This is a genomic window from Nonomuraea sp. NPDC049750, from assembly GCF_040659625.1.
GTDB lineage: Bacteria > Actinomycetota > Actinomycetes > Streptosporangiales > Streptosporangiaceae > Nonomuraea.
This window is the reverse complement of record NZ_JBFANB010000005.1, coordinates 22,202-47,440: the sequence shown is the minus strand read 5'-3', so window position 1 is coordinate 47,440 and position 25,239 is coordinate 22,202. Positions and strand designations below refer to the sequence as shown.

Sequence of the window (25,239 nt, the reverse complement as noted above, 5' to 3'; positions counted from 1 at the left end):
CTCCATCAGTGGACGCAAAAACCGTATTCCTCGACCAGGCGATTGACCGCGCGACAGGATTTTCCGCATTCCGCGGAACGGCGCCGCCAGATATTTGTCGACGCGGCGGCCTGGAAAGCCACATGATTCGCTGGAAACGGATCATAGATCACCGTGGACCATGCACCGCGACATCCCACCGGGGTGGGCGTGGCTCCAGATCATCAACCGTTTCGTCCGTTTCTCCCGACTGACATCGTCTGCGGACTGCGCGACCGGCGCAAAACACATCGAAGACGACTATTCGCCGGTTGCTCGCGTTTACGCAACACGCCTTCCCACCGCAAGTGCCCGCCCGATCATTCTCGGTATCATGGCTGGCGGAACATATCGGCGGGACGGTCGAGACCATCCCGGATTTCCCACCCGCATACCTCGATGCCGTCGGCGAGACGCCAAAAGGCAACAGGATGCAAAGGGCTTCTATTCCGGTTCACAGCGACTCTCGCTGGACCGGCCAATTTCTCTGTACTCAGGTGAGGAGAACCGATCGATGAAACCCATGGATACCGTGGACAGACCGGCCGGGAAACGCATCGTCGTGACGGGAGTCGCCGGGTTCATCGGCTCCCACATCGCGAGGTCGCTGCTCGACGACGGCCACGAGGTCATCGGAATCGACCATTGCCTGGGCCATCCGCCGGAGATCACCGAGCGGAATCTTCGACTCAACGAGGCCGGCGACCGCTTCACGCTGATTCGCGGCGATCTTGCGGAGATCCCCCTCGAACCCCAACTCGATGGGGCCGACACGGTCTTCCACATCGCGGCCCGGCCCGGCGTCCGCCCCTCATGGGGAGCCGAGTTCCCCAGCTATGCGAGGAGCAACATCGTCGCCACTCACCTCCTGATGGAGGCGGCCGCCCGTACCGCTGTCCGCCGTGTCGTGGTGTCGTCCTCCTCGAGTGTGTACGGCGGTGCGCCGAACGGACCGGTAACCGAAGCTGACCTCCCCGCCCCGCTCTCGCCCTACGGGGTGACGAAGCTCGCCGCGGAGCAGTTGGCCCTGGCTCACGCGCGGCGCGGACCATCCGGGCCAACGGTCGTGGCGCTGCGCTACTTCACGGTCTACGGTCCGCGGCAACGTCGTGACATGCTGATCAGCAAGTTGATCGAATCGGCGCTGTCCGGGAAGACCGTCACGATTCTGGGCGACGGCAAGCAGCGAAGGGACTTCACCTTCGTCGCGGACGCCGTACAAGCCAATCTGATGGCCATGCGCGCGGAGGTCGAAGCGGAGGCGCTGAACATCGGCACCGGTGTCACCACCTCGGTGCTCGACGTGGCCGACCTCGTCGGCGACATCGTCGGGCGGCCGGTCGTCCTGGAGTTCGGGAGCGGACAGGCCGGCGATGTGCGGGACACGCATGCCGATGTCTCCCTGGCGAAAGACGTGATCGGCTATCAGCCCACGATCGATCTGCGAACCGGGCTGACGACGCAGGTGGAGTGGACCCTCAAGAACGAAGTCATTCCCGCACCGGAGTAGTGGAAGATCGCCGGGTTTCGCGTGCGGACCGCGGGATCCGGCCATTCCGGCAGCTCGGCCATCCCCCGCCCTTGCCTCAATAGCCGTGTCGTCGGCGCGGCGCGCGACTACGGCCGTTCCGCTCGCCATCGGTGACGACTTCGTCGTAGAGACGCTCGAACCACTCCGCTGTCTGGGTTATGTCCACAGGATCGGCGGTGTTCCGGATCCCTTCGCGAAGCTGGGCGTGCGTGTCCGGCCGCATGGCCCGAAGGATGGCCTCAGCGAGCGCGTCGGGGTCTCCAGCCCTGGTGAGCAGGCCGTTGCGACCGTTGTCGATCAGGTCCGGCACCCCGCCCACGGCTGTGGACACGACCGGCACGCCGGCCGCCAGGGCCTCCATGACGACGACAGGCAGCCCTTCGTGCGCGGAGCTGAGCACGAGCAGATCGGCCGAAGCGATCAGGCGGGCAGCGTCCGGCACATGTCCGAGGAGCCGCACGTTGTCTGACCCCAGCTCGGCGACCCGGCGAGCCGTCTCCTCATACAAGGGTCCGGTGCCGGCCAGCAGAAAGACGGCGCGCGGATCGCGGCCGACCACCTTGGCCGCCGCCTCGATGAGCACGCCGTGCTGCTTCTGCGGGCGGAAGTTGCCGACATGTGCGATGAGGAAGGCGGACTCGGGAACATTCCACTCCTGCCTCGTCCGCGCGGCCTCCCCCGCCCGGCGGCGCATCTCCGCGACGTTGATGCCGTGGATCCTGGTCACCAGGTTGCGCGCACCCCGGCTGACGACGGCCCGCGCGACCTGCGGCGAGACGGCCACGGTACGGGCGTCCAGCCATCCTGTCGCCCGGTCGAGCAGCATCGTCGGCAGGCGGTAGCGGACGTTGTGCACGGTCGAGATCAGCGCGGGCCGCGGCCTGGACAACCGCGACGTCACCCGGAGCAGCGACGCGGGCAGGGGTGAATGGAGATTGAGAACGTCCGGCCGCAGGCGCCTGACCTCCACCGCCAGACGGGCGAGGCGGAGCCGCCGCGGCCAGGCGGCGAGACTGATCACCTCTGTCCCCGCCGCGCGCAGCCGCTGGATGAGCTCGTCGGTCTTCGCGCCCTGGCATATGACCGTGTAGCGCACGCCCGTGGCGGGCGCCGCCAGCAATCGCTCGACGAGCAGCATCTCCGCGCCGCCGACCCCCAGGTCCTTGATGACCTCGCAGACGTGCAGGCTCCTCATGACGCGACCTCCGATGCCCTTGGCATGATTCTTCTGATTCAAGCGCGGTAGCTCCAGCCGGCCGCGCGCCAGCGTTCCGGTGCCAGCGCGTTGCGCCCGTCCAGCACATTCCGGCCGCGCACGACGTTGCTGAGCAGTGCGGGATCCATGTCTTGGAACTCGGTCCAGTCGGTCAACAGCATGACGAGGTCGGCCTCCGACGCGGCCGTGACAATCGTGTCGGCGTACTCGATCTCAGGGTGAGCAAGCCGTGCGCTGGTCATCGCGACGGGATCGTGCATGGTCACCCGCGCGCCCTCGCGATGGGCGGCGACCGCCACCGCCAGCGCGGGAGAGTCTCGGACGTCGTCGGTGTTCGGCTTGAACGCGGCACCGAGGACGCAGACCCGCCTTCCCTCGTACGTGCCTCCGAGAAGTTCCCGGCCGAGCGCGAGGGCGCGGTCCCTGCGGCTCAGATTGATGGCGTCGATCTGCCTGATGAACGTGGCGACCTCGTCCAGGCCAAGGTCCGTCGCGCAGGCATACAGGGCACGAACGTCTTTGGGGAGGCAACCGCCACCGAAGCCGAGCCCAGGGCCCAGGAAGCGTCGGCCGATCCTGTCGTCATAGCCGAGCGCCTCGGCGAGCGGCAGCACGGCACCGCCGGTGGCCTCACATATCTGCGCCATGGCGTTGATGAATGAGATCTTCATCGCGAGAAAGGCGTTGGCCGAGACCTTGACGAGCTCGGCAGTGGCGTAGTCGGTCACCACGAGGGGACAGCCGTCCTCGATGATCGGCTGGTAGACGGCCCGGAGCAACTGCTCCGCCCACTGGGACTCCACCCCGAAAATGAGCCGATCGGGTTGGAGCGTGTCCTGAACCGCGTGCCCTTCGCGAAGGAATTCCGGATTCCACGCCACCTCAACTCGGCCGCCGTCGGTCTGATGGCGGACGACATCGGCCATGCGCCGCGCGGTTCCAACCGGCACCGTGGATTTGCCCACGATGATCGCCGGTCCGCTCACCCGCCGCGCCAGCTCGGCGAAGGCCGTCTCGACCCATCGCAGATCCGCGTTGAAGGAGCCGGGAAGCTGCGGTGTTCCCACGCAGACGAAATGGACGTCCGCCTCGGCGACATCGTCGTACGAGGCGGTGAAGCGAAGCCGGCCCGCCTCCACGCTTTTGCGCAGCAACTCGCCGAGGCCAGGCTCGAAGAAGGGCAGCTCGCACGCCGACAGCCTCGCGATCTTCTCCTTATCGATGTCCATGGCGACGACATCGTGCCCGAGCTGTGCCATCCCCACCGCGTGGGCGGTGCCCAGATATCCGGCGCCGATCACGCTCACTTGGAGGCGGTCGGACGACTCGAGGGACTGCGAAATCTTCACTCGGGTCGAATCTTGGCGTATCAGCGTATGATCCTGCAAAGTTTCTCCCTCGCTCGGTAATTGAAGGTGCTGGTCCCGCGATGTCGTCCTCGTCCACGTCGCCCGAGACCAACCAGATCACCTTACTTTCTTACTCGGAGACGCCTGATAACGCGGCGGCCAACGACTGAAAGACATGGCAGAGCTTCCTTAAAATCCCGCCAAATGTGGTCGGCACCGAGCGCGGAATGTGCCAGGCACCATGTGAGCTTCGGGAAGGTCGAAACGGACGTATCCGGTCGACGGGCGACAGGCTTTGGAGATCGGCCCACGACCGGCATCGCCCCCTGGGGACGTAGACACGCCGGTATGTGTGCCACGGGTAGATATCCGCGATCGGCGATCGTATTGTTGACGGCGTTGCCCGGCCAGCGATCGCACCTTTGTCAGCCGAGGGCGATTTCCACGTTTTGGTGCGGATCCAGCGTTGCGCGGATGCCCGCGACGCGCTCTTTGGAGCATCTCTCAGAGCGGAGTGAAGTCATGACGGTAAATTCAGTGGACAAGACCACCCAGGACCGCTTCGCCTTCGGCGACAACTGGTTGAGCTTCCTCGAACTGGTCGACGAACACCGGATCGCCATGGCCGTGACGTCGCTGAGGGACGCCCTCGGGGTCGCCGACCTCAGCGGGCGCACCTTCCTGGACATCGGCTGCGGCAGCGGCCTGTTCTCGCTGGCCGCGCACCGCTTGGGGGCGAAGGTCCACTCTTTCGACTTCGATGTGAATTCCGTCGCCGCCTCGGCGAAACTGCGTAGCATATTCGCGCCGGAAAGCGCTTGGAGCGTGGCGCAGGGATCCATTCTCGACGAAGCTTACACACAATCTCTGGGCCTGCACGATGTCGTATACTCCTGGGGAGTGCTGCACCACACGGGTGCCATGTGGCGGGCGATCGAGGCGGCCTCCCGACTTGTCGCGCCGAATGGGCTGCTGTACATCTCGATTTACAATGATCAAGGGCTGGAAAGTCGTCTGTGGTGGTACGTTAAACGCCGCTACGTGCAGTCCGGTCGCATCTCGCGGGCCCTGCTCATTCTCATCTTCCGAGCATATTTCGGCCTTCGTTCGGCCTTGGCCAGGCCGGTGAAACGGGCGTGTGCCGTCGGGCTCCCCGCTGCTGTCCGGCCTCGCGGAATGTCCACGCGCCACGATCTGATCGATTGGATCGGCGGTTTCCCCTTTGAAGTGGCCTCGCCCGGGGAGATTTTCGACGTCTTGCGCAAGCGCGGCTTCGAGCTGCGTTACCTGAAGACTTGCGCGGGTCATGGCTGCAATGAGTATGTGTTCGCGCGAACCGCGGCTGGGCTTGACGGCCCGGTTGGCTGATCGGTCGGACGGCCGCTGCCGCTGCTGACTGGGAGCGACGGTGGCTTGGGTTGAGCGCGGGGGTCGCGCCGGCGGGTGTCGGCGACGGTCGCCGCGTTCTGCCATGTCCAGGCGATCAGGCCTAAGGGCTCCCCGGGGTTCGTCACACGACCGCATCAAGCCCTGTAACGGTCCGTCGTGGCTGAGGTCCCTTGATGGGATACCCCCTCCGGGGGAGCAGAAGAAACCGGCCCGTCGTGCCCGACGTCCCCAGGTCGGGCACCCCCTCCCGGGAGAGCAGAAGAAACCGACCCGCCGTGGCTGAGGTTCCTGCGGAGGGACGCCCTCTTCGGGAGGGCGGAAGAACCGATGCCCGGCGAACGTCTGTGGGCGCCGTGCTACCCCGACTGACGTGCTCCCGAGGAGGGAGCCGGGGGTGTCGGCTTCGCGTCGTCAGAGAGTGCTCCCGGCGGCTGGTCGGCCGTGGGGAGCCGGTAGACGGCGTAGTCGCCGTCACGGAGCCGGAGGTCGGCGAAGGCGGCGAGGTTGGCGTCGGGGCTCAGCCGGTGCTCGTCCACGAAGAGCCATCGGACCCCGTAGTCGTCCCGCAGGCGCCGGATCGCCTCCGCTGAGGGTGCCTGGAACACCGCTTCGTTGGCCTGGAGCCGTTCGCCATCCCAGAATGGGCGGGTTTCCACTACCTCGCCCGGGCGCCAGCTGTCCATGTTGGTCACCGTGTAGGCCCAACCCTCGACCAGCACCCGCCGCTCGCTCAGCGCTGTCGCCCAGAACGCGCGGCTGTCACAGGGGTTTTCGTAGCCCATGCGGCAGTGCACGTTCGTCGCGATGAGATCGTCGACACCCGAGTGCGCGCGCAGCCACCGCCCAGCGGTGAAGGCCCCCTTGGGAATCGCCTGCAGCGGCACTGTCCCGTTCCGAACCTGAACGGCGGCCACCCCACCAGGTGGGTTAGCGGTCGCCCCGGTCGGGTTCTGGGCGGTGGTCACGGGGCTTCTGAAGGTGCCGGGCATGACGCGGGCGAACCAGGCGGCGGGCGTGCCGGCGGCCGTGACCATGCAGATCACCAGGGCACAGGTACGGAGCCCGCTCTGGCGTGCGGCCCGCAGCACGACGACGGCCAGCAGGACCACGCCCAGCAGGACGAGGTACGGCAGGAACAGGATGGTGTAGTCCGCGCCCGGAGCCAGCGGGAGCCTGACGCCGCAGAGCGTCCGGATGGCGTAGACGGCCACCACCCCCACACCGGCCGCGCACGCCATCGCCGTGAGCCGCACGCGCGCCTTCCGTACGATGAGCATGAGCCCGTAGACCGCGAGCATGGCCAGGTAGGGATAGGACGCCTGGAGGAAATACCCCTCCGACTGATGCGGATGGCCGAGCACCAACGCCGCGGCGAGACCGGCCGCGCTCATGCTGAGCACCAGCACCACCACGGGCCGCGCGAGCAGGTTCGGCCGGCCCGCGAGGCCGACGATCCCGCACCACGTGATGACCCCGCAGAGCACGCACAGCAGGGCGGCGCCGATCGTGACGGCCGACGGCGGCTCGGCCCCGGCCGCCAGGCCGGTCATACCCCGCAGGGTCAGGCGCATGATCGACAACGGATCGAGCACGATCCCCTGCCGTGCGCCGCCGAACAGCACGCACTGCGCGAACAGCAGGCACGCCGCGGTGAGGCCGAGTGCGGCGAGCGGGCGCCGGGGCAGGCTGAACCACTTGACCGTTTCGACCAGCGCGACGGCCACGAGGCCCACCACGAGCAGCGGCAGATAGGTGGCCTTCGCCCCCATGACCGCCGCGAGCAGGATCCCCAGGAGGACCCATCTGCCCCGAGGCTGCGGCTTTTGGCCGAGAAGGTCGATGAGGAGCAGAACGATCGGGGCGAAGAACAGGGCGCCGAAGGTCTGGGTCGGGCTCGACCATGACTGCACGGTCTTCCAGGTGAACACTCCGGTGGTCTCGCCGAGATACAGGCTCGGCGCCGTGATGAAGATGATGCTCACGAGGCCGGCCAGCGCTCCCCCGTACGAGCGCGTTATGCGGCGGCCGACCATCCCGAGGACGACGATGAGGGCGGCGAGCATGGGCAGGATGGCCAGGCGGAAGAGCAGGACCAGTGGCTCCACCCCGGTGACCCAGCTGGCGGCCGCGAGATGCGCGTAGACGAACCAGTGGTAGACGAGGGGTTCGCCGGCGACCGTCGGCACCATGGGCGGCATGTGGTGCTTCAACTCGCCGACCAGGGCCAGGTGGAAGGGCATGTCGATGAACGACGTGCCCATCGCCGGCCAGGTGAGGGCTTGGGTTCTGAAGACGTTGACGGCCGACCACACGATCAGATAGATCATGGTCAGCGCGGTGCACCATGACCACCACAGCGGTGTCCTGCCCGCGCCGGGGGCGCCCTTCCAATGTCCGCGCAGCCGGGGGACGGCGAGGAAGAGCACGTAGGTGCCGATCGGCCAGGCCATCACCAGCAGCGGCATGCCGAGCGCGCGTGCCGGGATGTACGTGAGAACCTCCAGCGCGTAGCCGAGTATCAGGCCGAGCGCGAGCCCCTCCGTCAGCGTGGGGGCGCCCCGGTACAGCGCCCGGACCCACAACAGGCCCGGCAGCGCGAGGCCCACGGCGATGTAGAGGCTGAAGAGAGCCAGGTCGGTGGCGGAGACGCCATAGAACCCCAGCGCGACTCCGACGCAGGCGACCACGGCCGTCGCGGGAAGCCAGATCGAACAGCGTTTCAGCAGCGACGCGCGTTTCCTCCCGGACGGTGGCCGGGCCACGCCCGGCTCCGGCGTGGGTGCGTAGGAAGGCGGCGCGGAGCGCGGAAAGGGTGGAGCGTCGGCCATGAACGCAAGCTTGACCACACCGGCGCCGCGGAAAGATGCGAACGCCCGAGTACGGCGATGTTCTTGCCGGTCCTTGGTGGGTTCTTAAGGATCGCGAGGTGCTCCGGCCCGAGTTTCGGCCTCGGGCCGGAGGACTTCCGTACGATGGTGCTAACTCGTGGCGTCGAACAGCACGTCGACCCAGTAATTGGTGAGCTGGTAGGTATTGGTGGGGAACGTGAGCGGCGGTCCGTATTTGTACACCCCGTTGCTTCCCGCCACCTCCACACCGGCCGGTGCGTAGAGCGGACCGCGGCCATATCCCGTAGTGAAGTACGGCCTGGTTATGGAGTAGTTTCCCGGATTCATGGAATAGGCGGTCACGTACGTGGTGTTCGCGACGAGCGGGACCGGTGTCGCGAAATTCACCTGTTGCCATCCGGATGGAGTCTCGTTGGTGAAGGTCGCGCTCGCGAGCAGCGTGCCGTCGGCCGCCCACAGAGACCCGACGTGGGTTCCCGTGTTCTGCGGAGCCTTGTAGAACCGGACCCCGGTGGCGACCCCGTTCGAGGTGGGACGGAACTTCGCCCCGACGACGACCGCCTTGGTGTCACCGGTGGAATCGATCGCCGGCTGCGCCGTCTCGTCCCACAGCGTGCTCGACGGGGAGAACACCACGTCTACCCAGTAGTTCGTGGCCTGGTAGGTACTGGTGGGAAAGGCGGGCGTCGCGGTGTACGAATAAACGCCGTTACCTGGGGTGACGGCGCCGTTCGCCAGCCCGATGAGCAGCCCGGACGAATACTGCTGGTTGAAATACGGCCGGGTTACCGAATACCTCCCGGATGTCGTGTGGTATGCGGCGACATAGGTGGTGTTGGCACTCACCGCGACGGGCGTCGAAAAGTTCACCTGCTGCCAGCCGCTCGCCGATTCATTGGTGAACGTCGCTCTGGCCAGAAGCTGACCCGTGGAGCTCCAGAGATCTCCCGTGTGCGTTCCGGTGTTGAGCGTCCCCTTGTAAAATCTGATGCCGGATATGTGGCCCGGACTGGTGGGCTGGAATTTCACGCCCAGCTCCGTCGCGGCGGGATCCGACTGCGAAACGGTGGCGGGTGTCGCGGACGGCGGCCACGTGGTGCACGGGCATGGTGTGGTGATGGTGACGGGCCTCTGGGTCGGCGTGGTCTGGAGATTCCCACTGTCGTCGACCGCTCGCGCCAATATCGTCACCGGCCCGGCCGAGCCGGTCGTCCAGCTGTACTGCCAGTCCGTGAGCCCTTTCGCCTGGAACCACCTGGTGCCGCCGTCTGGGGAGACTTCGACGCCCCCCACCTGACCGCCCCCGACGTCGACCGCCGTCCCCCGGATGGAGACCGTGGTGCCGCTCGGCACGGTGGCGGCGGCGGACGGACTCGTGATCGTCGTCGTCGGAGGGGCCGTGTCCGGTGTCGGGACCCCCGGAACCAGGCCCGCCTGCAGGCTCGCCGGCTGCAGGTTCATGTCGGCGAAGAGATTGACGGTCGCCTGCTGCATCCGGATGTCCGTAGGCGTCCCAGGGCGGTAGTGAACTGCGTCGAGCCCCCACGACCACTGCACGGTGCCCGCGCCGAAGACGCGCGCGCCGCTGGAGTGCCGGTAGAGGATCAGATTGTGGGTCGCGACCCCGGCGCCGTACGAGCCACCGAAGTTGAGCAGGATCTTGTCCAGCCGGCCTATCGTGGCGCTGGAGAATTTCACCGAACCCGCGGGAGTCGTCAGGTTGTCGGGCGCCGCATCCCATTCATAGCCCAGCGTTCCGGCTGGAAAGATCGCTGTCTGGCCGGGCAGGAGATTCGCCACGGACGTGTTGCGCCACAGCCGCATGCTCCGGTAGGCCGCGGGAACGGCCACCGAGTCGGAGACGGTCCCGTTGACCTGGAACATGGTGCCCGTCACGGCATTCTCCGGCCGGCCGCCGTTCGACGGCGGCGAGAAACGCGGGTCACGCCAGGTGCCGGTCCATTGTGTACTCGGGTCGATCTTGGCGTTCGCCAGCGTTTCCTTGTAACAGACGAGGGTCCGGAAAGCGAGGACAGGTCCGGCGATACTGCTCTCCCACCTGGTCTTCCAGAACATCTCGTTTCCCGAGAAGAAGGCGAGATTGACCGCGCTGGCGCGGGCGGCCTCGACATTGTTCCGCATTTCCAGGGACCAGTACTCGTCGTGGCCGACCGACAGGAACGCGCGATGTTCGAGCAGCTCCGCCCCCATCCTGGCGGTGTCGACGCTGGTGGCATAGCTCACGTCATAGGCATTGGCCTCAAGCCATCTGACCATGGGGTATTCGGAGTTGAAGAAGAAAGACTCCGCCGAGCCGCTGACGTCGGCGCTCCGGTTGAGGAACGGCCGGTTATAACTGACCTTGAAGGCACGCCCCGCCGGGCTTCCGGTGTACAGGCTGTTTCCGCCGTAGTCGTTGTACGCCTGCCACGTCGAGTCAGAGGTCTGGACCAGGACGTCCGCGCCACGCGTGTCATCTCGGATCACGAAGGTGATCTGGCTCTCGCCGGGGGTGCCGTCTTCGCGTACCAGCTTGGCGAGATAGACGCCCGAAACGACGGTGTCCGGCACCGCCCAGGACGCGGAGACGTCCCAGTTCCCGCAGTCGACCAGGCCGGTGACATCATCGCTCACGCACGTGGGCTGAACCTGAGGCAGCGTGGCGGACGGCTGCAGTGTGGTGATCAGCCGCGCGCCCATGCCGCTGTAGTAGCCGATGCGATAGACGTCCAACCGGTAGTCGGTGGCGTCTGTATCGATCTTGAAGTCGACGGTCGTCCCTTTATTGACGCTCATATCCGCCGCATATCCCTGAATGCTGGGACTGCCTGCCCCCACGATGTCCCACTCGCTCGGCGGATTGCCGGGAAGAGAATTCTCCAGGCAGATGACCGAGGTCGGCGGGCAGGTCGCCGGCCGAGCGCCCTTCTTCCTGAGCGGGCCCGGCGGGCGGCCGTGGGCCACCTTGATCGCTTTCAAATCCTTGCGCGTGGCCTTGCTGATCCGAGCGCCCACGGGGGCGGACTGCGGCGTCCCTCCCCCGAGGCTCACCGTCGCGCCCTGGCCCGGGTGGGAGGCGAGGTTCGCAGTGATGCCGACCACGCCGCTCTCCTTCACCGGTGCCTGGGCGGCGCCGAGGATGGCGAGCGCGGCCGCAATGCCCGCACTCAGAAGAAGGGGTGGGCTACGAAAGGCGCGCCATCGCAAACCGGTCTTTTTTTCACTTTGTTGCATGATGCATCCCTCGATCGCGCTGATTTCAGCAGGTCGCGGGGGGGTCATGAGCAAATAAATACAACGATGCCCGGTTCTCTCGTGAACCGGATGAGGGAAGGGCGATTTCCCAGCAGGACGGACGTCGATGTTGATTCAACGCTAAGAACTCAATCGCCGCAGAGATCGGCATATCTCCGGAGAACGCGAGCCATCACCCTTTGGCCCGGACAAGGAAGCGGCAAGAAACAACCGTGAGCAGGGGGACAAGCCCGATCGAAGCGCTCGCCGCACCAAGCTTGCGGCCATGGACAAGATCTTGCCTGTCAACGGTTCGGCGCCGAGCACCGTGGAGACAGCGCATCCGGCTCGGCCCGCACGGACCACCCGGCGCCCAGCGCGTTGGAGGCCCGCGCTGTCGGGACGGCTCGCGGCCGCCTCCGTGACGGCTTTCACCGCTGCCGTACTGATCCGCTACGGAGTATCCGTCACGGACATGGCCTTGTTCGCCGTCTACGTCGCCTTGGGGCTGGCGCTGCCCGGGGTCCTGGTGATCAGAGTTCTGTACCGCGGCCCACGCACGGCGGCAGAGGAGATCGCCCTGGGCCTGGCCTTCGGTTACGCCGTGGAGATCCTGGTCTACATAGGCGCTCGCGCGATCGGAATGCCACTGCTCGTCGCGGTGTGGCCGTTGACCACTTACGCGCTCTTCCTCGCGGTCCCGTCCCTGCGCGGGCACTGGCGGGCGGGATCCCGCCCGGCGACTCCCCTGTGGTGGTCGTGGTGCCTCGCCCTGGTCATCGCCGTCCTGGTCGCCGGGAGCGCACTGAAGTTCTTCGGCACCCACGCCATCACCTGGCCCGGTCTCGGGGCGTCGTATCCCGACATGCCGTTCCATCTGGCGCTGGTCGGCGAGTTGAAGCACCATGTGCCGCCTTCGGTGCCGATGGTGGTGGGTGAGCCTCTCGCGTACCACTGGTTCGTGTACGCGCATCTGGCGGCGGCGAGCTGGCTGTCCGGAGTGGAGCCTCTTGTCCTTCTATACCGCTTGGCCATGCTGCCCATGCTGGCCGGGCTCGTCGTCCTGGCCGGCATGACCGGGCGCCGCGTCACGGGCTCATGGATCGGTGGGGCAGTCACCGTCGTGGGCACGGTCTTCGTCGGCGCCCCGACCCTGTATCTGGGCACGAACGGGGTGTTCACCTGGGGAGGGGTTCCGGACACCGCGTGGATCAGCCCCACGCAGACGCTGGGCGCCCTGTTGTTCGCTCCCCTCGTCCTCGTTCTCCTGGACCTTCTCGAGCGCCGGCGGCCCGACACCGGCAAATGGTTGCTGGCCGGGCTCTTCCTGGTGGTTCTGACCGGTGCCAAAGCCACCTATCTGCCCCTGCTCGGCGCTGGGCTGGTGCTCGTGGCGGCGGTCGAGGTGATGAGGCGACGCCGGCCGTCCACGAACGTACTGATCATGCTGGGCATGACCACGGCCTGCATCCTGTTCGCGCAGTTCGTCCTGTTCGGCCGGGAGCGGCAAGGGCTGGTCGCGGACCCTCTGTCCTTCATGCGCATGACCTGGAGCAAACTCACCGGCCTGACCACGCCCTCGCCGGGCTCGCTGCTCGGCCTCACCTTGGTGTACCTGCTCTGCTGGGCCGTGACCTGGTCCGGCATCCTCGGGCTGTTGAGCAGGCCGCGGCTGCTCCTGCGACCACGGGTGAGCCTCATGCTCGGCATGGGCGCGGCCGGGCTCGGCGCGGTGCTGCTCCTCGGGCACCCCGGCCAGAGCCAGCTCTTCTTCTTCTGGGGGGCCTATCCCTATCTGGCCGCCGTCGCGGCTTACGGGATCCTCATCCTCCTGCGGCGAGCACGGGTATCGCCCAAGGCGGTCATGTGCTCGATGGGCGCGGGACTCCTCGCCGCCTACCTGCTGCCCCTCCTCTGTGGCGTCACGATTCCGCTGAGCGCCGGCCAGGACGATGGGATCCTGTACCGGCCCTATCTCACCCTGGTTGCCCTGGCCGTACTGGCGGGCCTCCTCGTGGCGATCCTCAGGGGACGCGCTCGCGCCGCGGCCCTCGTGATCGTCGCGTTCACGACCATCGGACTGCCCGCGTACTGGCACGCCCGCGTCCTTTCCGCCGTCGACAACGTCACCGGGGACGATCCCAACCCGGTGGTCAGACCGGTGGAGAACCGGGTGATCCCCCAGGGAGCCCTGGCCGCCGGACGGTGGCTGCGCGACCACTCCGGGCCGGACGACCTGGTGGCCACGAACACGCACTGCCGCCTGGGGTACGAGAACCCGTGCGACACCCGCTACCCGTGGGTGGCCGCGCTGTCGGAACGGCATGTGCTGGTCGAGGGCTGGGCCTACACGGCCACGAACCTGAGCCGCTGGCGTCCGGGGCTGCTGCCGGAGGGTCTGCCGTTCTGGGACACCGAACTGATCAAGCTGAACGACACCGCCTTCCAGTCGCCGAGCCAGTCCTCCATGCGAACCCTGCGAGAGCGCTACGGGGTGCGCTGGCTCTTCGTCGACGAGCTTCGGGGAAAGATCAGCCCGCGGATCGGCGAGTTCGCGGAGTTCCGGTTCCGGTCCGGAGATTACGCCGTCTATCGGCTGCCGGACGGCTCGGTATGAGGTGGGCAGGTAAGGCTTGTGTAATGCCTCATCCAGCCACCAGGCGCCACGCGTGTCGGCCGATCCGGCCCGTTGTTCACTGCGTTCGTGAACGCATCCGGCCTGACGGCGATCCCCTTCAACGTGCCGCATATCTCGGAGAACGAGCTCGACTATCTGGCGGAGGCCGTACTCCAGCGGTTCACCCGCGGGGACGGGCCCTTCACCCAGCGAGCCACCCGTCTCCTCGCGGAGATCACCGGGGCCCGCCAGGTGCTGCTGACCACCTCGTGCACACACGCGCTGGAGATGTCGGCGCTCCTGCTCGATCTGCGGCCCGGCGACGAGGTGATCATGCCGTCGTTCACCTTCATGTCGACGGCCAACGCCTACGCGCTGCGCGGCGCCGTCCCGGTGTTCGCCGACTGCCGCCCTGACACGCTGAACCTGGACGAACGGCGGCTCGAAGCCGCGATCACCGACCGCACCCGGGCCATCGTGGTCGTCCACTACGCGGGTGTCGGGTGCGCGATGAAGGAGATCGGCGAGCTCGCGGAACGGCACGGGCTCGCGGTCATCGAGGACAACGCCCATGGACTGGGCGGGTTCTACCAGGACCGTCCGCTCGGGTCGTTCGGCCGCATGGCCACCCAGAGCTTCCATGAGACGAAGAACATCCAGTGCGGAGAGGCCGGCGCGCTGCTCCTGAACGACGCCGACCTCGGCGAGCGCGCGGAGATCGTCAGGGAGAAGGGCACCGACCGGAGCCGGTTCTTCCGCGGACAGGTGGACAAGTACCGGTGGGTCGACATCGGGTCCAGCTATCTGCCGTCGGACGTGCTCGCCGCGCAGCTCACCGCCCAGCTGGAGTCGTTCGACAAGATCCAGTTCCGGCGCCACTACGCGTGGGACCGGTATCACGAGGAACTGGCGGACTGGGCCGCGGAGAACGGGGTCGCCCAGCCGACGATCCCGGACGAGTGCCTGCATCCGGCGCACTTGTACTACCTGCTGCTCCCCGACCTGGCGAACCGGCAGGCCTTCATCGCTCATCTCGCCGAGCGTGGCGTGCAGGCGGCCTTCCACTACCAGCCGCTCCATGATTCACCCGCCGGCCTGCGGTACGGGCGGACGGCCCCGGGTGGCTGCCGGGTCACCGAGGAGGTCGCCGACCGTCTCGTACGGCTGCCGCTCTTCGCCGACCTGGACGACGCCCACCTGTCCCGCGTGATCGACGCGGCCCGAGCCTACGAGGTGCGCTGATGGCCTGGAACGACGTGATCGAGGCGGGGGCCGTGCGGACGCGGGAGTCTCCGCTAGAGTCCGCGCGGTTCGGCTGCTCGATCGAGCGGCTCGCCGTTTCCGGATCGTCGTTCGCCGCGGTCCGTGAGGCCGTCGTACGATCCGCCGCGGACGTGATCATCCTTCGCTACCCGGCCGAGTACGTAGGCTGGTACGCCCGGCTGACCGCCCTGGGCCGGACCGCAGTCTTCGCGGACTCCCTGGTGTACTGGCGGCTGCGCGCCGGCGAGGGCCGGGCGCCGGAGGCGTCACCCGATCTGCGGGCGGCGCAGCTTTCCGGAACAGCCGTGATCGAGGATCTGGTGTCCGACATCTTCCCCTCGTACGGAAACCACTACCTGGCCAATCCCCTGTTCGACGCCGCCGACGCGCTCGCCGGCTACCAGGAATGGGCGCTGCGCTCGGCCGCCGAAGGGGGCTGCCTGGCACTGCTGGATCGGCCCGCCGCCGGGGCGGCCTCGCGTGTCCTCGCGCTGGCCACCCTGGACGAGGCCGAATCCCGGACGGAGATCCTGCTCGCCGGCGTGGTCTCGAAGGCGCAGGGACGCGGCCTGTACGCCCACCTGCTCAAGGCGGTCGAGGACCGCACGCTGGCGCGCGGCGGGGACGACGTCGTCATCTCCACCCAGGGGCACAACACGCGCGTGCAGCGGGCGTGGGCCCGATACGGGTTCGAGCCCGTACGGACGGTCCTCACTGTTCATCTGGTCCGGAGCGCGCTCCTGCCTGGGCCGGAACACTAGGACCGGCGGGACCCACGTCGGCGGAGGCGGTCGGTCCGACGCGCTCGCGCACGACGTAGGTCGGCCGGCCCATGCCGCTGCCATGAATGCGGCCGATGTACTCCCCGAGGACCCCGATGGAAATAAGTTGCGCGGAGGAGAAGAGCGCGACCATCGAGGCGATCGTCGTGAAGCCGGCCACCGTGGTCTCTCCCGTGGCGAACCGCCACAGGACGGCGCCGCCCAGCAGCAGGCCGACGATGCCGACGAGGAATCCGAGATAGCTCGCCGCCCGCAGTGGCGCCGTGCTGTAGCCGAGCAGCATGTTCACCGCGTGCCGGATCAGCAGCCGCGGCGAGTAGTTGGAGCGCCCGTGATGGCGTTCGTTCATGCGTACGCTGACCGACCCCACCTTGGAGGTGGCCCAAGACAGGGCCACGTCGACCGAGGCATGCGGCCCCGACAGCTCTTGGAACCCGTCGCGCAGCCGCGTACGAAAGGCGCGGAAGGCGCTGATCGCGCGGGCGGAGCGGATGCCCAGCGCGCTGGACATCCCGGCTTTCACCGATCGGGAGGCGAAGCTCCGGAGAAAGCCGTGCTCCTCACGGTAGGAGACGCCATAGACGAGGTCGAGACGGTCACCCTCAAGGGCGGCCAGCAGGAGGGGGATCTGCTCCGGCGGATGCTGCAGGTCGTCATCCATCGTGACGACGACCTCGAAGGCCGCCTCCCTGATGCCGGCGATCAGCGCGTTGTGCTGACCGTAGTTACGGGAGAGGTGGATCGCCCGCACGGCCTCGTTCCGCCGGGCCAGCCCGGCGGCCGTCGCCCAGGTGTCGTCCGGGCTGCCGTCGACGACGAGGATCACCTCGTGCCGGACGGAGGCCTCGGTCATGGTCGACAGGATTCTGGCCACCAGCGCTGGAAGAGTGCGCGCGGATCGGTAACACGGAATTACCACCGACACCGACATTGATCCCCCGATCATCCAGTGTGAGCCGGTTACAATCGTGCCGCCCCCACCACGTGACGATCTGGAGTGCGGGCGACATGGTTGACGTGGAGAGCCACACCAAAAGCGACAAGAAGCAGCATTTCTGGTGGCGGGCTCTGATCTCCACTTTTGCTGGAAACCGCATCACATACCTAATGGCCGGCGCCATGACGGCAGTTGTCTATTACTGTCTCCTTGGCCTAGCATTGCTCGCCGCCGAGAGTGCGGTGCCCTACCTTGTCCTGGTCGTGACCAGCCACTTCGTCACTGTGGTGATCGTCTACCCGTGGTATCGACTGGTGGTGTTCCGGGTCTCCGGCGACTCCTGGCTGCGGGGGTACCTGCGATTCTATGTGGTCGGCCTGAGTTTTCTCGGGGCGTCCCTCATCAGCCTGCCGATCCTCGTGGGCTTCATCGGAATTCCCATCATGATCGCACAGGGCTTGATAATTCTCATAAGTCCCCCGCTAAGCTACCTGATACACCGAACATGGACTTTTCGTGATCGCGGATCCATCTAGTCTCGGCAACGTGCCGGGCGTTCTTCGACAAACGCGCGGAACCGCGCAGTTCCCCCGGTGGGGCTCGGCATAAACTCCAGCGGACAGGCGGCCATCGCCGCCATGTCCTCCTCGCGGAAGGACTCAGGGAGCCGATGAAGGCGCTCGTTCTAGCGGGTGGCAAGGGGACGAGGCTGCGCCCGCTCACCCATACCTCAGCGAAACAGCTGGTCCCCGTGGCCAACAAACCGGTCCTGTTCTACGGGCTCGAAGCGCTACGGGACGCGGGCATCACCAGCGTGGGCATCATCGTCGGCGACACGGCCGCGGAGGTGCGCGAGGCCGTCGGAGACGGCTCGCAGTTCGGTCTCGAGGTCACCTACATCCCGCAGCAGGCCCCCTTGGGGCTGGCCCACTGCGTCCTGATCGCCAGAGAGTTCCTCGCCGACGAGCCGTTCGTGATGTACCTGGGCGACAACTTCCTGGTGGGTGGCATCACCGCCCTGGTCGACGCGTTCCGCCAGGCCGACCATGACGCGCAGATCCTGCTCACCAAGGTCGCCGAACCGCAGTTCTACGGCGTGGCCGAGCTCGGGCCGGAAGGCGAGATCATCGGGCTGGCGGAGAAGCCGGAGCACCCGCGCAGCGATCTGGCGATCGTCGGGGTCTACATCTTCTCCCCGGTCATCCACGAGGCCGTCCGGCGCATCACCCCGTCCGCGCGCGGCGAGCTGGAGATCACCGATGCCGTCACGTGGCTGATCGACAACGGCTTCCGCGTCCACTCCCACTTCGTCAACGGCTACTGGAAGGACACCGGCCGGCTGCAGGACATGCTGGAATGCAACCGGATCATCCTCGAACAGATCGAGCCTGACATCCGGGGCACCGTAGACGGCCGGAGCGAGATCACCGGGCGAGTCGTCGTCGAGCAGGGCGCGGTGGTGGAGAACTCCGTACTCCGGGGGCCCATCGTGATCGGGGCCGACTCCAAGATCGTCTCTTCCTTCGTCGGCCCCTTCACCTCGATCGGGGCCAGTTGCGTGCTGGAGGACGCCGAGATCGAGTACTCGATCGTGCTCGACAGTTCGTCCATCCGCGGCGTGTCGCGCATCGGGCATTCCCTCATCGGGCGCAACGTCGAAGTGAACCGCGCGGAAGGCATGCCGAACACCCACGAGCTCATGGTCGGCGATCACAGCAAGATACAGGTGCGTACATGAGGATTCTGGTCACCGGCGGCGCCGGCTTCATCGGATCGCACTACGTGCGGTCGCTGCTGCTCGGCTCGTATCCGGGCTACGAGACCGTGAACATCACCGTTCTCGACAAGCTCACCTACGCCGGAAATCTCGCCAATCTCGCACCGGTGGCCGGACATCCCGGCTACCGGTTCGTTCACGGAGACATCACCGACCTGGAGCTGCTCGCGCAGATCGTTCCCGAGTGCGAGGTGATCGTGAACTTCGCGGCCGAGACGCACGTCGACCGGTCCATCACGGGTGCCGGCGACTTCCTGACGACGAACGTGCTGGGCACGCAGCGACTCCTGCAGGCGGCGCTGGAGACCGGCGTCCGCACGGTGGTGCACGTCTCCACCGACGAGGTGTACGGGTCGATCGCGGAAGGATCCTGGTCCGAGGACGAGCCCCTGCTGCCGAACTCGCCGTACTCAGCGGCCAAGGCCGGCAGTGACCTGCTCTGCCGGGCCTACCACCAGACCTACGGCCTCGATGTCCGGGTGACCCGCTGCTCCAACAACTACGGCCCTTACCAGTACCCGGAGAAGCTCATCCCGCTCTTCGTCACCAACCTGCTCGACCGCGAGCCGGTCCCCCTCTACGGCGATGGGCTGAACGTACGGGACTGGCTGCACGTCGACGACCACTGCCGGGGCATTCAGCTGGTGCTGGAGAAGGGCTCGCCGGGAGAGACGTACAACATCGGCGGCGGCACCGAACTCACCAACCGGGAGCTCACGGAGCTGCTGCTCAACGCGCTCGGGATGGGCTGGGAGATGGTCAGGAACGTGCCGGACCGGCTCGGGCACGACCGCCGCTATTCCGTCGACTGCGGCAAGCTCCGAGGGCTCGGCTACGAACCTCGTATGGGGTTCGCGGACGGCCTGGCCGCGACGGTGCGCTGGTACCAGGACAACCAGCGGTGGTGGCGGCCGCTGAAGGCTCCTGCCACGCCTCGATCCATGTGACGGTCCGTGGTGACTGAGGTCCCTTGGGAGATCCCCCCTCCCAGGGGAGCGGAAGACCACGGCCCGCCGGGGCCGGGGTCCCTCAGGGGATTCCGGGGGAGAGCAGAGGAAGACGGCCCGCCGTGGCAGGGCCTCATGGGCGGACACCCCCTCCGGGGGGAGAGGGAGTACGCCCGTCGTCACCGCACTATGGGGTGACGGTCTGGGTCACCGGGCCTGACGTGCTCGGGGCCAGGTGGATCAGGGCCTCGTGGTCGAAGACGTCGCCGCCCAGATAGACCGCGACGATCCGATGCTGCCCCGGGGCCAGGCTCGACGTCGTGAACATCGCACGACCGGTGCTGGTGTTGAGGAATACCGAGCCGAGAATGGTCGAACCTTCCTTGAAGACCACTTCGCCGAAGGGGGTCTGGCTGCCGCTGACCCGTGCCACGGTGGCGGTGAACGTCACCGGCTGTCCAGCGGCGGAGGGGTTCGGGGAGCTGGTCAACGTGGTGGTGGTCGGCGGGTCGTCGGGAAGGCTGATCTGGGTGGCCGGGATGCTGTCGGTGCCGGTGATGTTGACGGAGCCGTTCAGGGAGAAGACCCGGCCCTGGACGTTGGCGCCGAAGTTCACGGTGGCGTTGCCCTGGGCCAGCACGTTGCCGCGGAAGGTGCTGTACACCCCCAGCGACGTAGCGCCGGTGGACTGCCAGAAGATGTTGTCGGCCTGCGCGCCGCGCAGCAGGGCGATATTGCTGACCCTGGCGGTGGTGAGAGTGGCCGCTCGGAAGATGAAGGTCGCGGCCGGATCCCCCTGGGCGTCGAGGGTGAGCGTGCCGTTGATCACGAAGGCGCCGTTGCCGGCGTCGTACAGGCCGGGCCCCTTGGTCGTACCGCCCAGCTCCCCCGGCACCGTGGAACCGCCGGACCGCCCGGCGATGTCGTTGTAGGCGGCGACCACGTCAGACTTGACCGCCGCCGCGGTCGCGTTGCCCAGCTGCCGGTTACCGTTCACGGTGCCGGGCGGGAAGCCCGTCAGCGTGCTGTTGGGACTGATCGCCAGATCTCCGGAGACCGTGGTCAGATGCGCGTTGTTGACCGACATCCCGGCCACAACCCCGTACGGCTTCCCACCGCCGATGTTCACCGGCGGTGTCGCGCGCGCGCCCTCCGGCAGAGTCACCAGGACGACCGCGGTCACCACTCCTAGCGACAACCGACCGAACTTCCCCGAAAAACGGGACAAATCAACATTCGCCATGAGCCGATCCCCATATCCGCGACCCGGGGAAGATGCTCCACCGGTCATATGACGCTGGATATTCGACATTAGCGGGCATCGATGCCGTTCCAGAGAAATGACATGCGACGCGGCCCGTGTCGTATTCACGCCAGAGACATGACGCGGCCCGGTCGTGCGGAAGCGCACGACCGGGCCGGTGGAGAATCACGGATTCGCTAGGAGTCGAATACCGGATCGACCCAGTAGTTGGATGATTGGTAGGAGGTCGCCGGGAAGGTGTTGGTCCCCCCGTAGGTGTACACCCCGTTCGGGTCCGTACCGTTCGCCAGCGCGGTGAGCGGGCCGTTCGTGAATGCCGAGGTGAAGTAAGGCCGGTTTACCGAATAAAATCCCGATGTAGTGTGATATGAGGCCACATAGGTGGTGTTGGCGGTAATCGAGACAGGCGTCGGGAAATTCACCTGCTGCCAGCCAGAGGGCGTCTCGCTGGTGAAGACCGCGCTCGCGAGCAGCTGACCACTGCTGCTCCACAAACTCCCGGTGTGAGTGCCAGTGTTCGAAGCGCCCTTGAAGAACCGGATGGCGACGATGTTCCCGCTCGTCGAGGCGCGGAACTTCACGCCGACCGTGACCGCCTGCGTATCAGGCTGAGACTGGACGGCCGGAGTTGCCGCTTTGTCCCACAGGCTGTCCGCCGGCTCGAATACGACGTCGACCCAGTAGTTGGTGGACTGGAAGGAGGTCGTCGGGAAGGTGCTGGTCGCCCCGTAGGTGTACACCCCGTTCGGGTCCGTACCGTTCGCCAGCGCGGTGAGCGGGCCGTTCGTGAATGCCGAGGTGAAGTAAGGCCGGGTCATCGAATAATATCCCGACGTGGTGTGATATGAGGCCACATAGGTGGTGTTGGCGGTAATCGAGACAGGCGTTGAGAAATTCACCTGCTGCCAGCCGGAGGCCGTCTCACTGTTGAAGACCGCGCTCGCGAGCAGCTGACCACTGCTGCTCCACAGACTCCCGGTATGAGTTCCCGTGTTCAGGGAGCCCTTGAAGAACCGGATGCCGATGATGGTCCCGCTCGTCGAGGCCCGGAACTTCACGCCGACCGTGATCGCCTGCGTGTCGGGTTGAGACTGCACGGCCGGCGTGGCCGATCTGTCCCACAGGCTGTCCGACACATGCTGAACCACTTCCGGCGAGAAGCTCGGCGCGAAGTGGATCAGTGCCTCGTGGTCGAAGACGTCCCCGCCCAGGTAGACGGCGGTGAGGTGGTGATCCCCCGCGCTGAGGCTCGGGGTCGTGAGCGTGGCCGGATTGTCGGCGTCCTGGTAGCCCGAGCCGAGTACGGTCGAGCCGTCCTTGAAGACCACTTCGCCGGCAGGGGTCAGAGTGCCGCTGACCGGCTGCACGACCGCGGTGAGGAGAACCGGCTGCCCCCTCCAGGAGGGGTTGGGCGAGGTGGTCAGGGTCGTCGTGGTCGGCGGGTCGTTGGGGAGGGTGATCTGAGTGGCCGGGGTGCTGTCGGTGCCGGTGATGTTGATGGAGCTGTTCAGGGAGAAGATGCGGCCGTTGGTGTAGGCACCGACATTCACCGTGACGGCGTTCTGGGCCAGCACGTTGCCGCGGAAGGTGCAGTAGTTGCCCAGCGTCACGGTGTCGCTGAACTGCCAGAAGACGTTGTCGGCCTGCGCGCCGCGCAGCAGGGCGATGTTGGAGACGTTGGCGGCGGTCAGGCTGGTCGCCCGGAAGATGAAGACGGCGTTCGGATCTCCCTGCGCGTCGAGGCTGAGTGTGCCGCTGATCGCGAAGACGCCGGTATTGGAGGCGTACAGGCCGGGCCCCTTGGTCGTGCCGCCCAGCTGCTGCGCCACCGTGGCATCCGGGGTCCGCCCGGCGATGTCGTTGTAGGCGGCGACCACGTCGGCCTTGGCCGCCGCCGCGGCCGCGTTGCCGAGGTCCCGGTCACCGTTGACGGTGCCGGGCGGAAAGCCGGTCAGCGTACTGCCCGGACTGATCGCGAGGTCTCCGGTGACCGTGGTCAGATTCGTGTTGGTGACCGACACCCCGGCCACGACCGCGTAGGGCTCCGCGACACCGATGTCCACCGGCGGCGTCGCGCTCGCGGCCTGCGGCAGCCCCACCACCGCACCTGCCACCAGCACGACCGCCGCACTCACCCCCATCCACAACCGACCGACATTCCCCGGCGAGCGGGAATATCTGACTTTGCTGGTCGCTTCGCGCTTGAGAGCTTCGGGGAGGGCCTTGCGGGCTGCTCGATCGGGCGCATCGCTATGTGATTTTGACATGCGCCACAACTCCTCACTTTATCTTGTGCTACTCAGGCAATCGGCTGGCTCGCCGCAGCCTGCGGCTCGTCAAGAACACATACGGCGAGCGTCGCCGCTCGCCCGGTTCGTCGCGTTTGCCATAAATGCGGCTAAAGTCCAGCCATAAGAGATGCGACCCGAATGTCGCCGATCCCGGTGAAGACGGTACGACATCTGAGAGGACCACGCCTTGAACGGCATGGCGCGAAAAACCTATATGTGATCAAGAAAAGCCTAGGATAGCGTCCTATTGGACCGCTCTTTACCCTTCAATACCCGCTTGCCACACTTACCGGAAAGCTTGAACAAGGTATCCCCGTACAGGCGACCTTTTCTTGGGTGCGCGGAAATATTCCGTTTAATGCCCTTATGCACCCCTAATCGCTGGCCTTGCCATGGAAACGCCATCAGACGACACGCCGGGCATCACCATCAAATCGGCGATATGAGAACTCCGGCCTCCTACAGTCGGATCGTGTCTCATCTCGATGTAACGGGGGCTCCTGACATGGGAGAGAAACTGGTGGTCGTCGGCCAAGGCTATGTCGGCCTGCCGCTGGCGATGCGGGCGGTCAGCGCGGGATTCGACGTCGTGGGCATCGACGTGGACCAGTGGCGGATCAAGCGGTTGGCCGCCGGCGAATCCTATGTCGAGGACATCGGGGACGACGAGCTGATCGCCGCACACCGGTGCGGCCGTTATCTGGCGAGCACCGATTACGCCGACGCCGAAATGTTCGACATCTGTGTGATCACGGTACCGACGCCGCTTCGTGAGGGTGTGCCCGATCTCCGACACATCGCCACGGCCGCCCAATCCATCGCGCCGCTCCTTCGGCCGGGCGCCACAGTGGTGCTGGAGTCCACGACTTATCCCGGAACCACCGAGGAATATCTCCTGCCCCTGCTTCAGGAAGGCTCCGGACTGCAGGCGCCCGAGGATTTCTACCTTGGCTACAGCCCCGAACGGATCGACCCGGGAAACACCCGCTGGCGGCTGGAGAACACCCCGAAGATCGTGTCCGGCATCGACGAGTCCTCGCTGAAGAGAGTCCAGACTTTCTACGAGCGCATCGTGCGCGATGCCGTTCCCGTCTCCTCGGTCCAGGTGGCCGAGCTGAGCAAGCTCCTGGAGAACACCTTCCGGCACATCAACATCGCCCTGGTGAACGAGCTGGCCATCTTCGCGCGGCAGCTGGGGATCGACGTCTGGGAGGCCATCGACGCCGCCTCCACCAAACCGTTCGGCTACATGCGCTTCACCCCGGGCCCCGGCGTCGGCGGGCACTGCCTGCCGATCGACCCGTCCTACCTGTCGTGGAAGGTCAAGCGCAGCCTGGGGCACAACTTCCGGTTCGTGGAGCTGGCGAACGACATCAACGACCACATGCCGGATCACGTCGTCCACCGGCTGACCCTCGCGCTGAACCAGCGCTCCATGCCGATCAAGGGCAGCCGGGTGATCGTGCTCGGCCTCGCCTACAAGAAGAACGCCGGCGACTGCCGCGAGTCGCCGGCGATCGAGGTGGCCAGGGCCCTGCGCAAGCTGGGCGCGGATGTACGGGCCGCCGACCCGCACGTGGACCACTTCCTGCTGCCGCAGGGGATCGCGATCATCGACGCCACGCGCCAGGAGCTCGCTCGGGCGGACGCGGTGCTGATCCTCACCGACCACGACTGCTTCGACTACGAGATGGTCGAGCAGGTGAGCGCCTTCGTCTTCGACACGCGCAACCGCTGCCGGGGGTCCAACGTCGAGCGGCTGTGAAACCCGGAGG

16 protein-coding genes are annotated in these 25,239 nt (G+C 66.6%); 9 read left to right on the top strand and 7 right to left on the bottom strand.

The annotated features are described in order from the left end of the window. Window positions 1-160: 160 nt before the first annotated feature. Window positions 161-1,528, top strand: a complete 1,368-nt coding sequence (locus tag AB0J16_RS15155) for an NAD-dependent epimerase/dehydratase family protein (protein WP_358538959.1) — start codon at window positions 161-163, stop codon at window positions 1,526-1,528. A 76-nt stretch (window positions 1,529-1,604) separates the two neighbouring features. Here AB0J16_RS15155 and AB0J16_RS15150 read toward each other — a convergent pair whose 3' ends face one another. After that, complete coding sequence (locus tag AB0J16_RS15150) at window positions 1,605-2,744, bottom strand: glycosyltransferase (protein ID WP_358538957.1); 1,140 nt, start codon at window positions 2,742-2,744, stop codon at window positions 1,605-1,607. A 38-nt stretch (window positions 2,745-2,782) separates the two neighbouring features. Then, window positions 2,783-4,114, bottom strand: a complete 1,332-nt coding sequence (locus tag AB0J16_RS15145; RefSeq protein WP_358538954.1) for a UDP-glucose/GDP-mannose dehydrogenase family protein — start codon at window positions 4,112-4,114, stop codon at window positions 2,783-2,785. A 537-nt stretch (window positions 4,115-4,651) separates the two neighbouring features. Here AB0J16_RS15145 and AB0J16_RS15140 point away from each other — a divergent pair. After that, window positions 4,652-5,482 carry a class I SAM-dependent methyltransferase gene (locus AB0J16_RS15140; RefSeq protein ID WP_358538951.1) on the top strand — a complete coding sequence of 277 codons (831 nt, stop codon included), beginning with the start codon at window positions 4,652-4,654 and terminating at the stop codon, window positions 5,480-5,482. A 377-nt stretch (window positions 5,483-5,859) separates the two neighbouring features. Here the strand turns inward: AB0J16_RS15140 and AB0J16_RS15135 are convergent, their stop codons facing one another. Further along, window positions 5,860-8,331 (bottom strand): hypothetical protein, encoded by a 2,472-nt coding sequence (locus AB0J16_RS15135; RefSeq protein ID WP_358538948.1) that lies wholly within the window; start codon window positions 8,329-8,331, stop codon window positions 5,860-5,862. 150 nt (window positions 8,332-8,481) lie between these two features. Further along, window positions 8,482-11,634 carry a N,N-dimethylformamidase beta subunit family domain-containing protein gene (locus AB0J16_RS15130; protein WP_358538946.1) on the bottom strand — a complete coding sequence of 1,051 codons (3,153 nt, stop codon included), beginning with the start codon at window positions 11,632-11,634 and terminating at the stop codon, window positions 8,482-8,484. 238 nt (window positions 11,635-11,872) lie between these two features. Here AB0J16_RS15130 and AB0J16_RS15125 point away from each other — a divergent pair, with 238 nt between their 5' ends. From AB0J16_RS15125 to AB0J16_RS15115, 3 genes are all read left to right on the top strand, one after another. Beyond that, window positions 11,873-14,203 carry a hypothetical protein gene (locus AB0J16_RS15125; protein ID WP_358538943.1) on the top strand — a complete coding sequence of 777 codons (2,331 nt, stop codon included), beginning with the start codon at window positions 11,873-11,875 and terminating at the stop codon, window positions 14,201-14,203. Between the two features lie 87 nt (window positions 14,204-14,290). Next, window positions 14,291-15,445 (top strand): dTDP-4-amino-4,6-dideoxygalactose transaminase, encoded by a 1,155-nt coding sequence (gene rffA / locus AB0J16_RS15120; RefSeq protein WP_358538940.1) that lies wholly within the window; start codon window positions 14,291-14,293, stop codon window positions 15,443-15,445. After that, entirely contained in the window at window positions 15,445-16,227 is a 783-nt protein-coding gene (locus AB0J16_RS15115) for a GNAT family N-acetyltransferase (RefSeq protein ID WP_358538937.1), read from the top strand. The genes rffA and AB0J16_RS15115 overlap by 1 nt, the downstream gene beginning before the upstream one ends. Here AB0J16_RS15115 and AB0J16_RS15110 read toward each other — a convergent pair. Further along, window positions 16,178-17,179, bottom strand: coding sequence for a glycosyltransferase family 2 protein (locus AB0J16_RS15110; protein ID WP_358538935.1), 1,002 nt, complete (start codon window positions 17,177-17,179; stop codon window positions 16,178-16,180). The two genes, AB0J16_RS15115 and AB0J16_RS15110, sit on opposite strands and share 50 nt — an antisense overlap. A gap of 77 nt (window positions 17,180-17,256) precedes the next feature. On the opposite strand from AB0J16_RS15110, the gene AB0J16_RS15105 reads away from it, so the two are divergent. From AB0J16_RS15105 to rfbB, 3 genes are all read left to right on the top strand, one after another. Further along, the gene (locus AB0J16_RS15105; protein WP_358538930.1) at window positions 17,257-17,721 is read left to right on the top strand and encodes a GtrA family protein; all 465 of its coding nucleotides are present in this window, start codon (window positions 17,257-17,259) and stop codon (window positions 17,719-17,721) included. Between the two features lie 134 nt (window positions 17,722-17,855). Further along, a complete protein-coding gene (locus AB0J16_RS15100) occupies window positions 17,856-18,923 on the top strand; it encodes a glucose-1-phosphate thymidylyltransferase (protein WP_358538927.1) in 1,068 nt (355 codons plus the stop codon). After that, entirely contained in the window at window positions 18,920-19,909 is a 990-nt protein-coding gene (gene rfbB / locus AB0J16_RS15095) for a dTDP-glucose 4,6-dehydratase (RefSeq protein WP_358538924.1), read from the top strand. Before AB0J16_RS15100 ends, rfbB begins: the two co-directional genes overlap by 4 nt. 187 nt (window positions 19,910-20,096) lie before the next feature. Here the strand turns inward: rfbB and AB0J16_RS15090 are convergent, their stop codons facing one another. Beyond that, window positions 20,097-21,092, bottom strand: a complete 996-nt coding sequence (locus tag AB0J16_RS15090; protein WP_358538922.1) for an ice-binding family protein — start codon at window positions 21,090-21,092, stop codon at window positions 20,097-20,099. A 257-nt stretch (window positions 21,093-21,349) separates the two neighbouring features. Then, complete coding sequence (locus AB0J16_RS15085; protein ID WP_358538918.1) at window positions 21,350-23,308, bottom strand: DUF4082 domain-containing protein; 1,959 nt, start codon at window positions 23,306-23,308, stop codon at window positions 21,350-21,352. Between the two features lie 661 nt (window positions 23,309-23,969). On the opposite strand from AB0J16_RS15085, the gene AB0J16_RS15080 reads away from it, so the two are divergent. Beyond that, window positions 23,970-25,229, top strand: a complete 1,260-nt coding sequence (locus AB0J16_RS15080; RefSeq protein WP_358538915.1) for a nucleotide sugar dehydrogenase — start codon at window positions 23,970-23,972, stop codon at window positions 25,227-25,229. Window positions 25,230-25,239 lie beyond the last annotated feature (10 nt).

Excerpts from the sequence above, each read along its gene's own strand:
- AB0J16_RS15155 (WP_358538959.1), top strand. The coding sequence starts at position 161 with ATGCACCGCGACATCCCACCGGGGTGGGCGTGGCTCCAGATCATCAAC.
- AB0J16_RS15150 (WP_358538957.1), bottom strand. The coding sequence starts at position 2,744 with ATGAGGAGCCTGCACGTCTGCGAGGTCATCAAGGACCTGGGGGTCGGC.
- AB0J16_RS15135 (WP_358538948.1), bottom strand. The coding sequence starts at position 8,331 with ATGGCCGACGCTCCACCCTTTCCGCGCTCCGCGCCGCCTTCCTACGCA.
- AB0J16_RS15130 (WP_358538946.1), bottom strand. The coding sequence starts at position 11,634 with ATGACCCCCCCGCGACCTGCTGAAATCAGCGCGATCGAGGGATGCATC.
- AB0J16_RS15125 (WP_358538943.1), top strand. The coding sequence starts at position 11,873 with ATGGACAAGATCTTGCCTGTCAACGGTTCGGCGCCGAGCACCGTGGAG.
- AB0J16_RS15115 (WP_358538937.1), top strand. The coding sequence starts at position 15,445 with ATGGCCTGGAACGACGTGATCGAGGCGGGGGCCGTGCGGACGCGGGAG.
- AB0J16_RS15110 (WP_358538935.1), bottom strand. The coding sequence starts at position 17,179 with ATGTCGGTGTCGGTGGTAATTCCGTGTTACCGATCCGCGCGCACTCTT.
- AB0J16_RS15105 (WP_358538930.1), top strand. The coding sequence starts at position 17,257 with ATGGTTGACGTGGAGAGCCACACCAAAAGCGACAAGAAGCAGCATTTC.
- AB0J16_RS15100 (WP_358538927.1), top strand. The coding sequence starts at position 17,856 with ATGAAGGCGCTCGTTCTAGCGGGTGGCAAGGGGACGAGGCTGCGCCCG.
- rfbB (WP_358538924.1), top strand. The coding sequence starts at position 18,920 with ATGAGGATTCTGGTCACCGGCGGCGCCGGCTTCATCGGATCGCACTAC.
- AB0J16_RS15080 (WP_358538915.1), top strand. The coding sequence starts at position 23,970 with ATGGGAGAGAAACTGGTGGTCGTCGGCCAAGGCTATGTCGGCCTGCCG.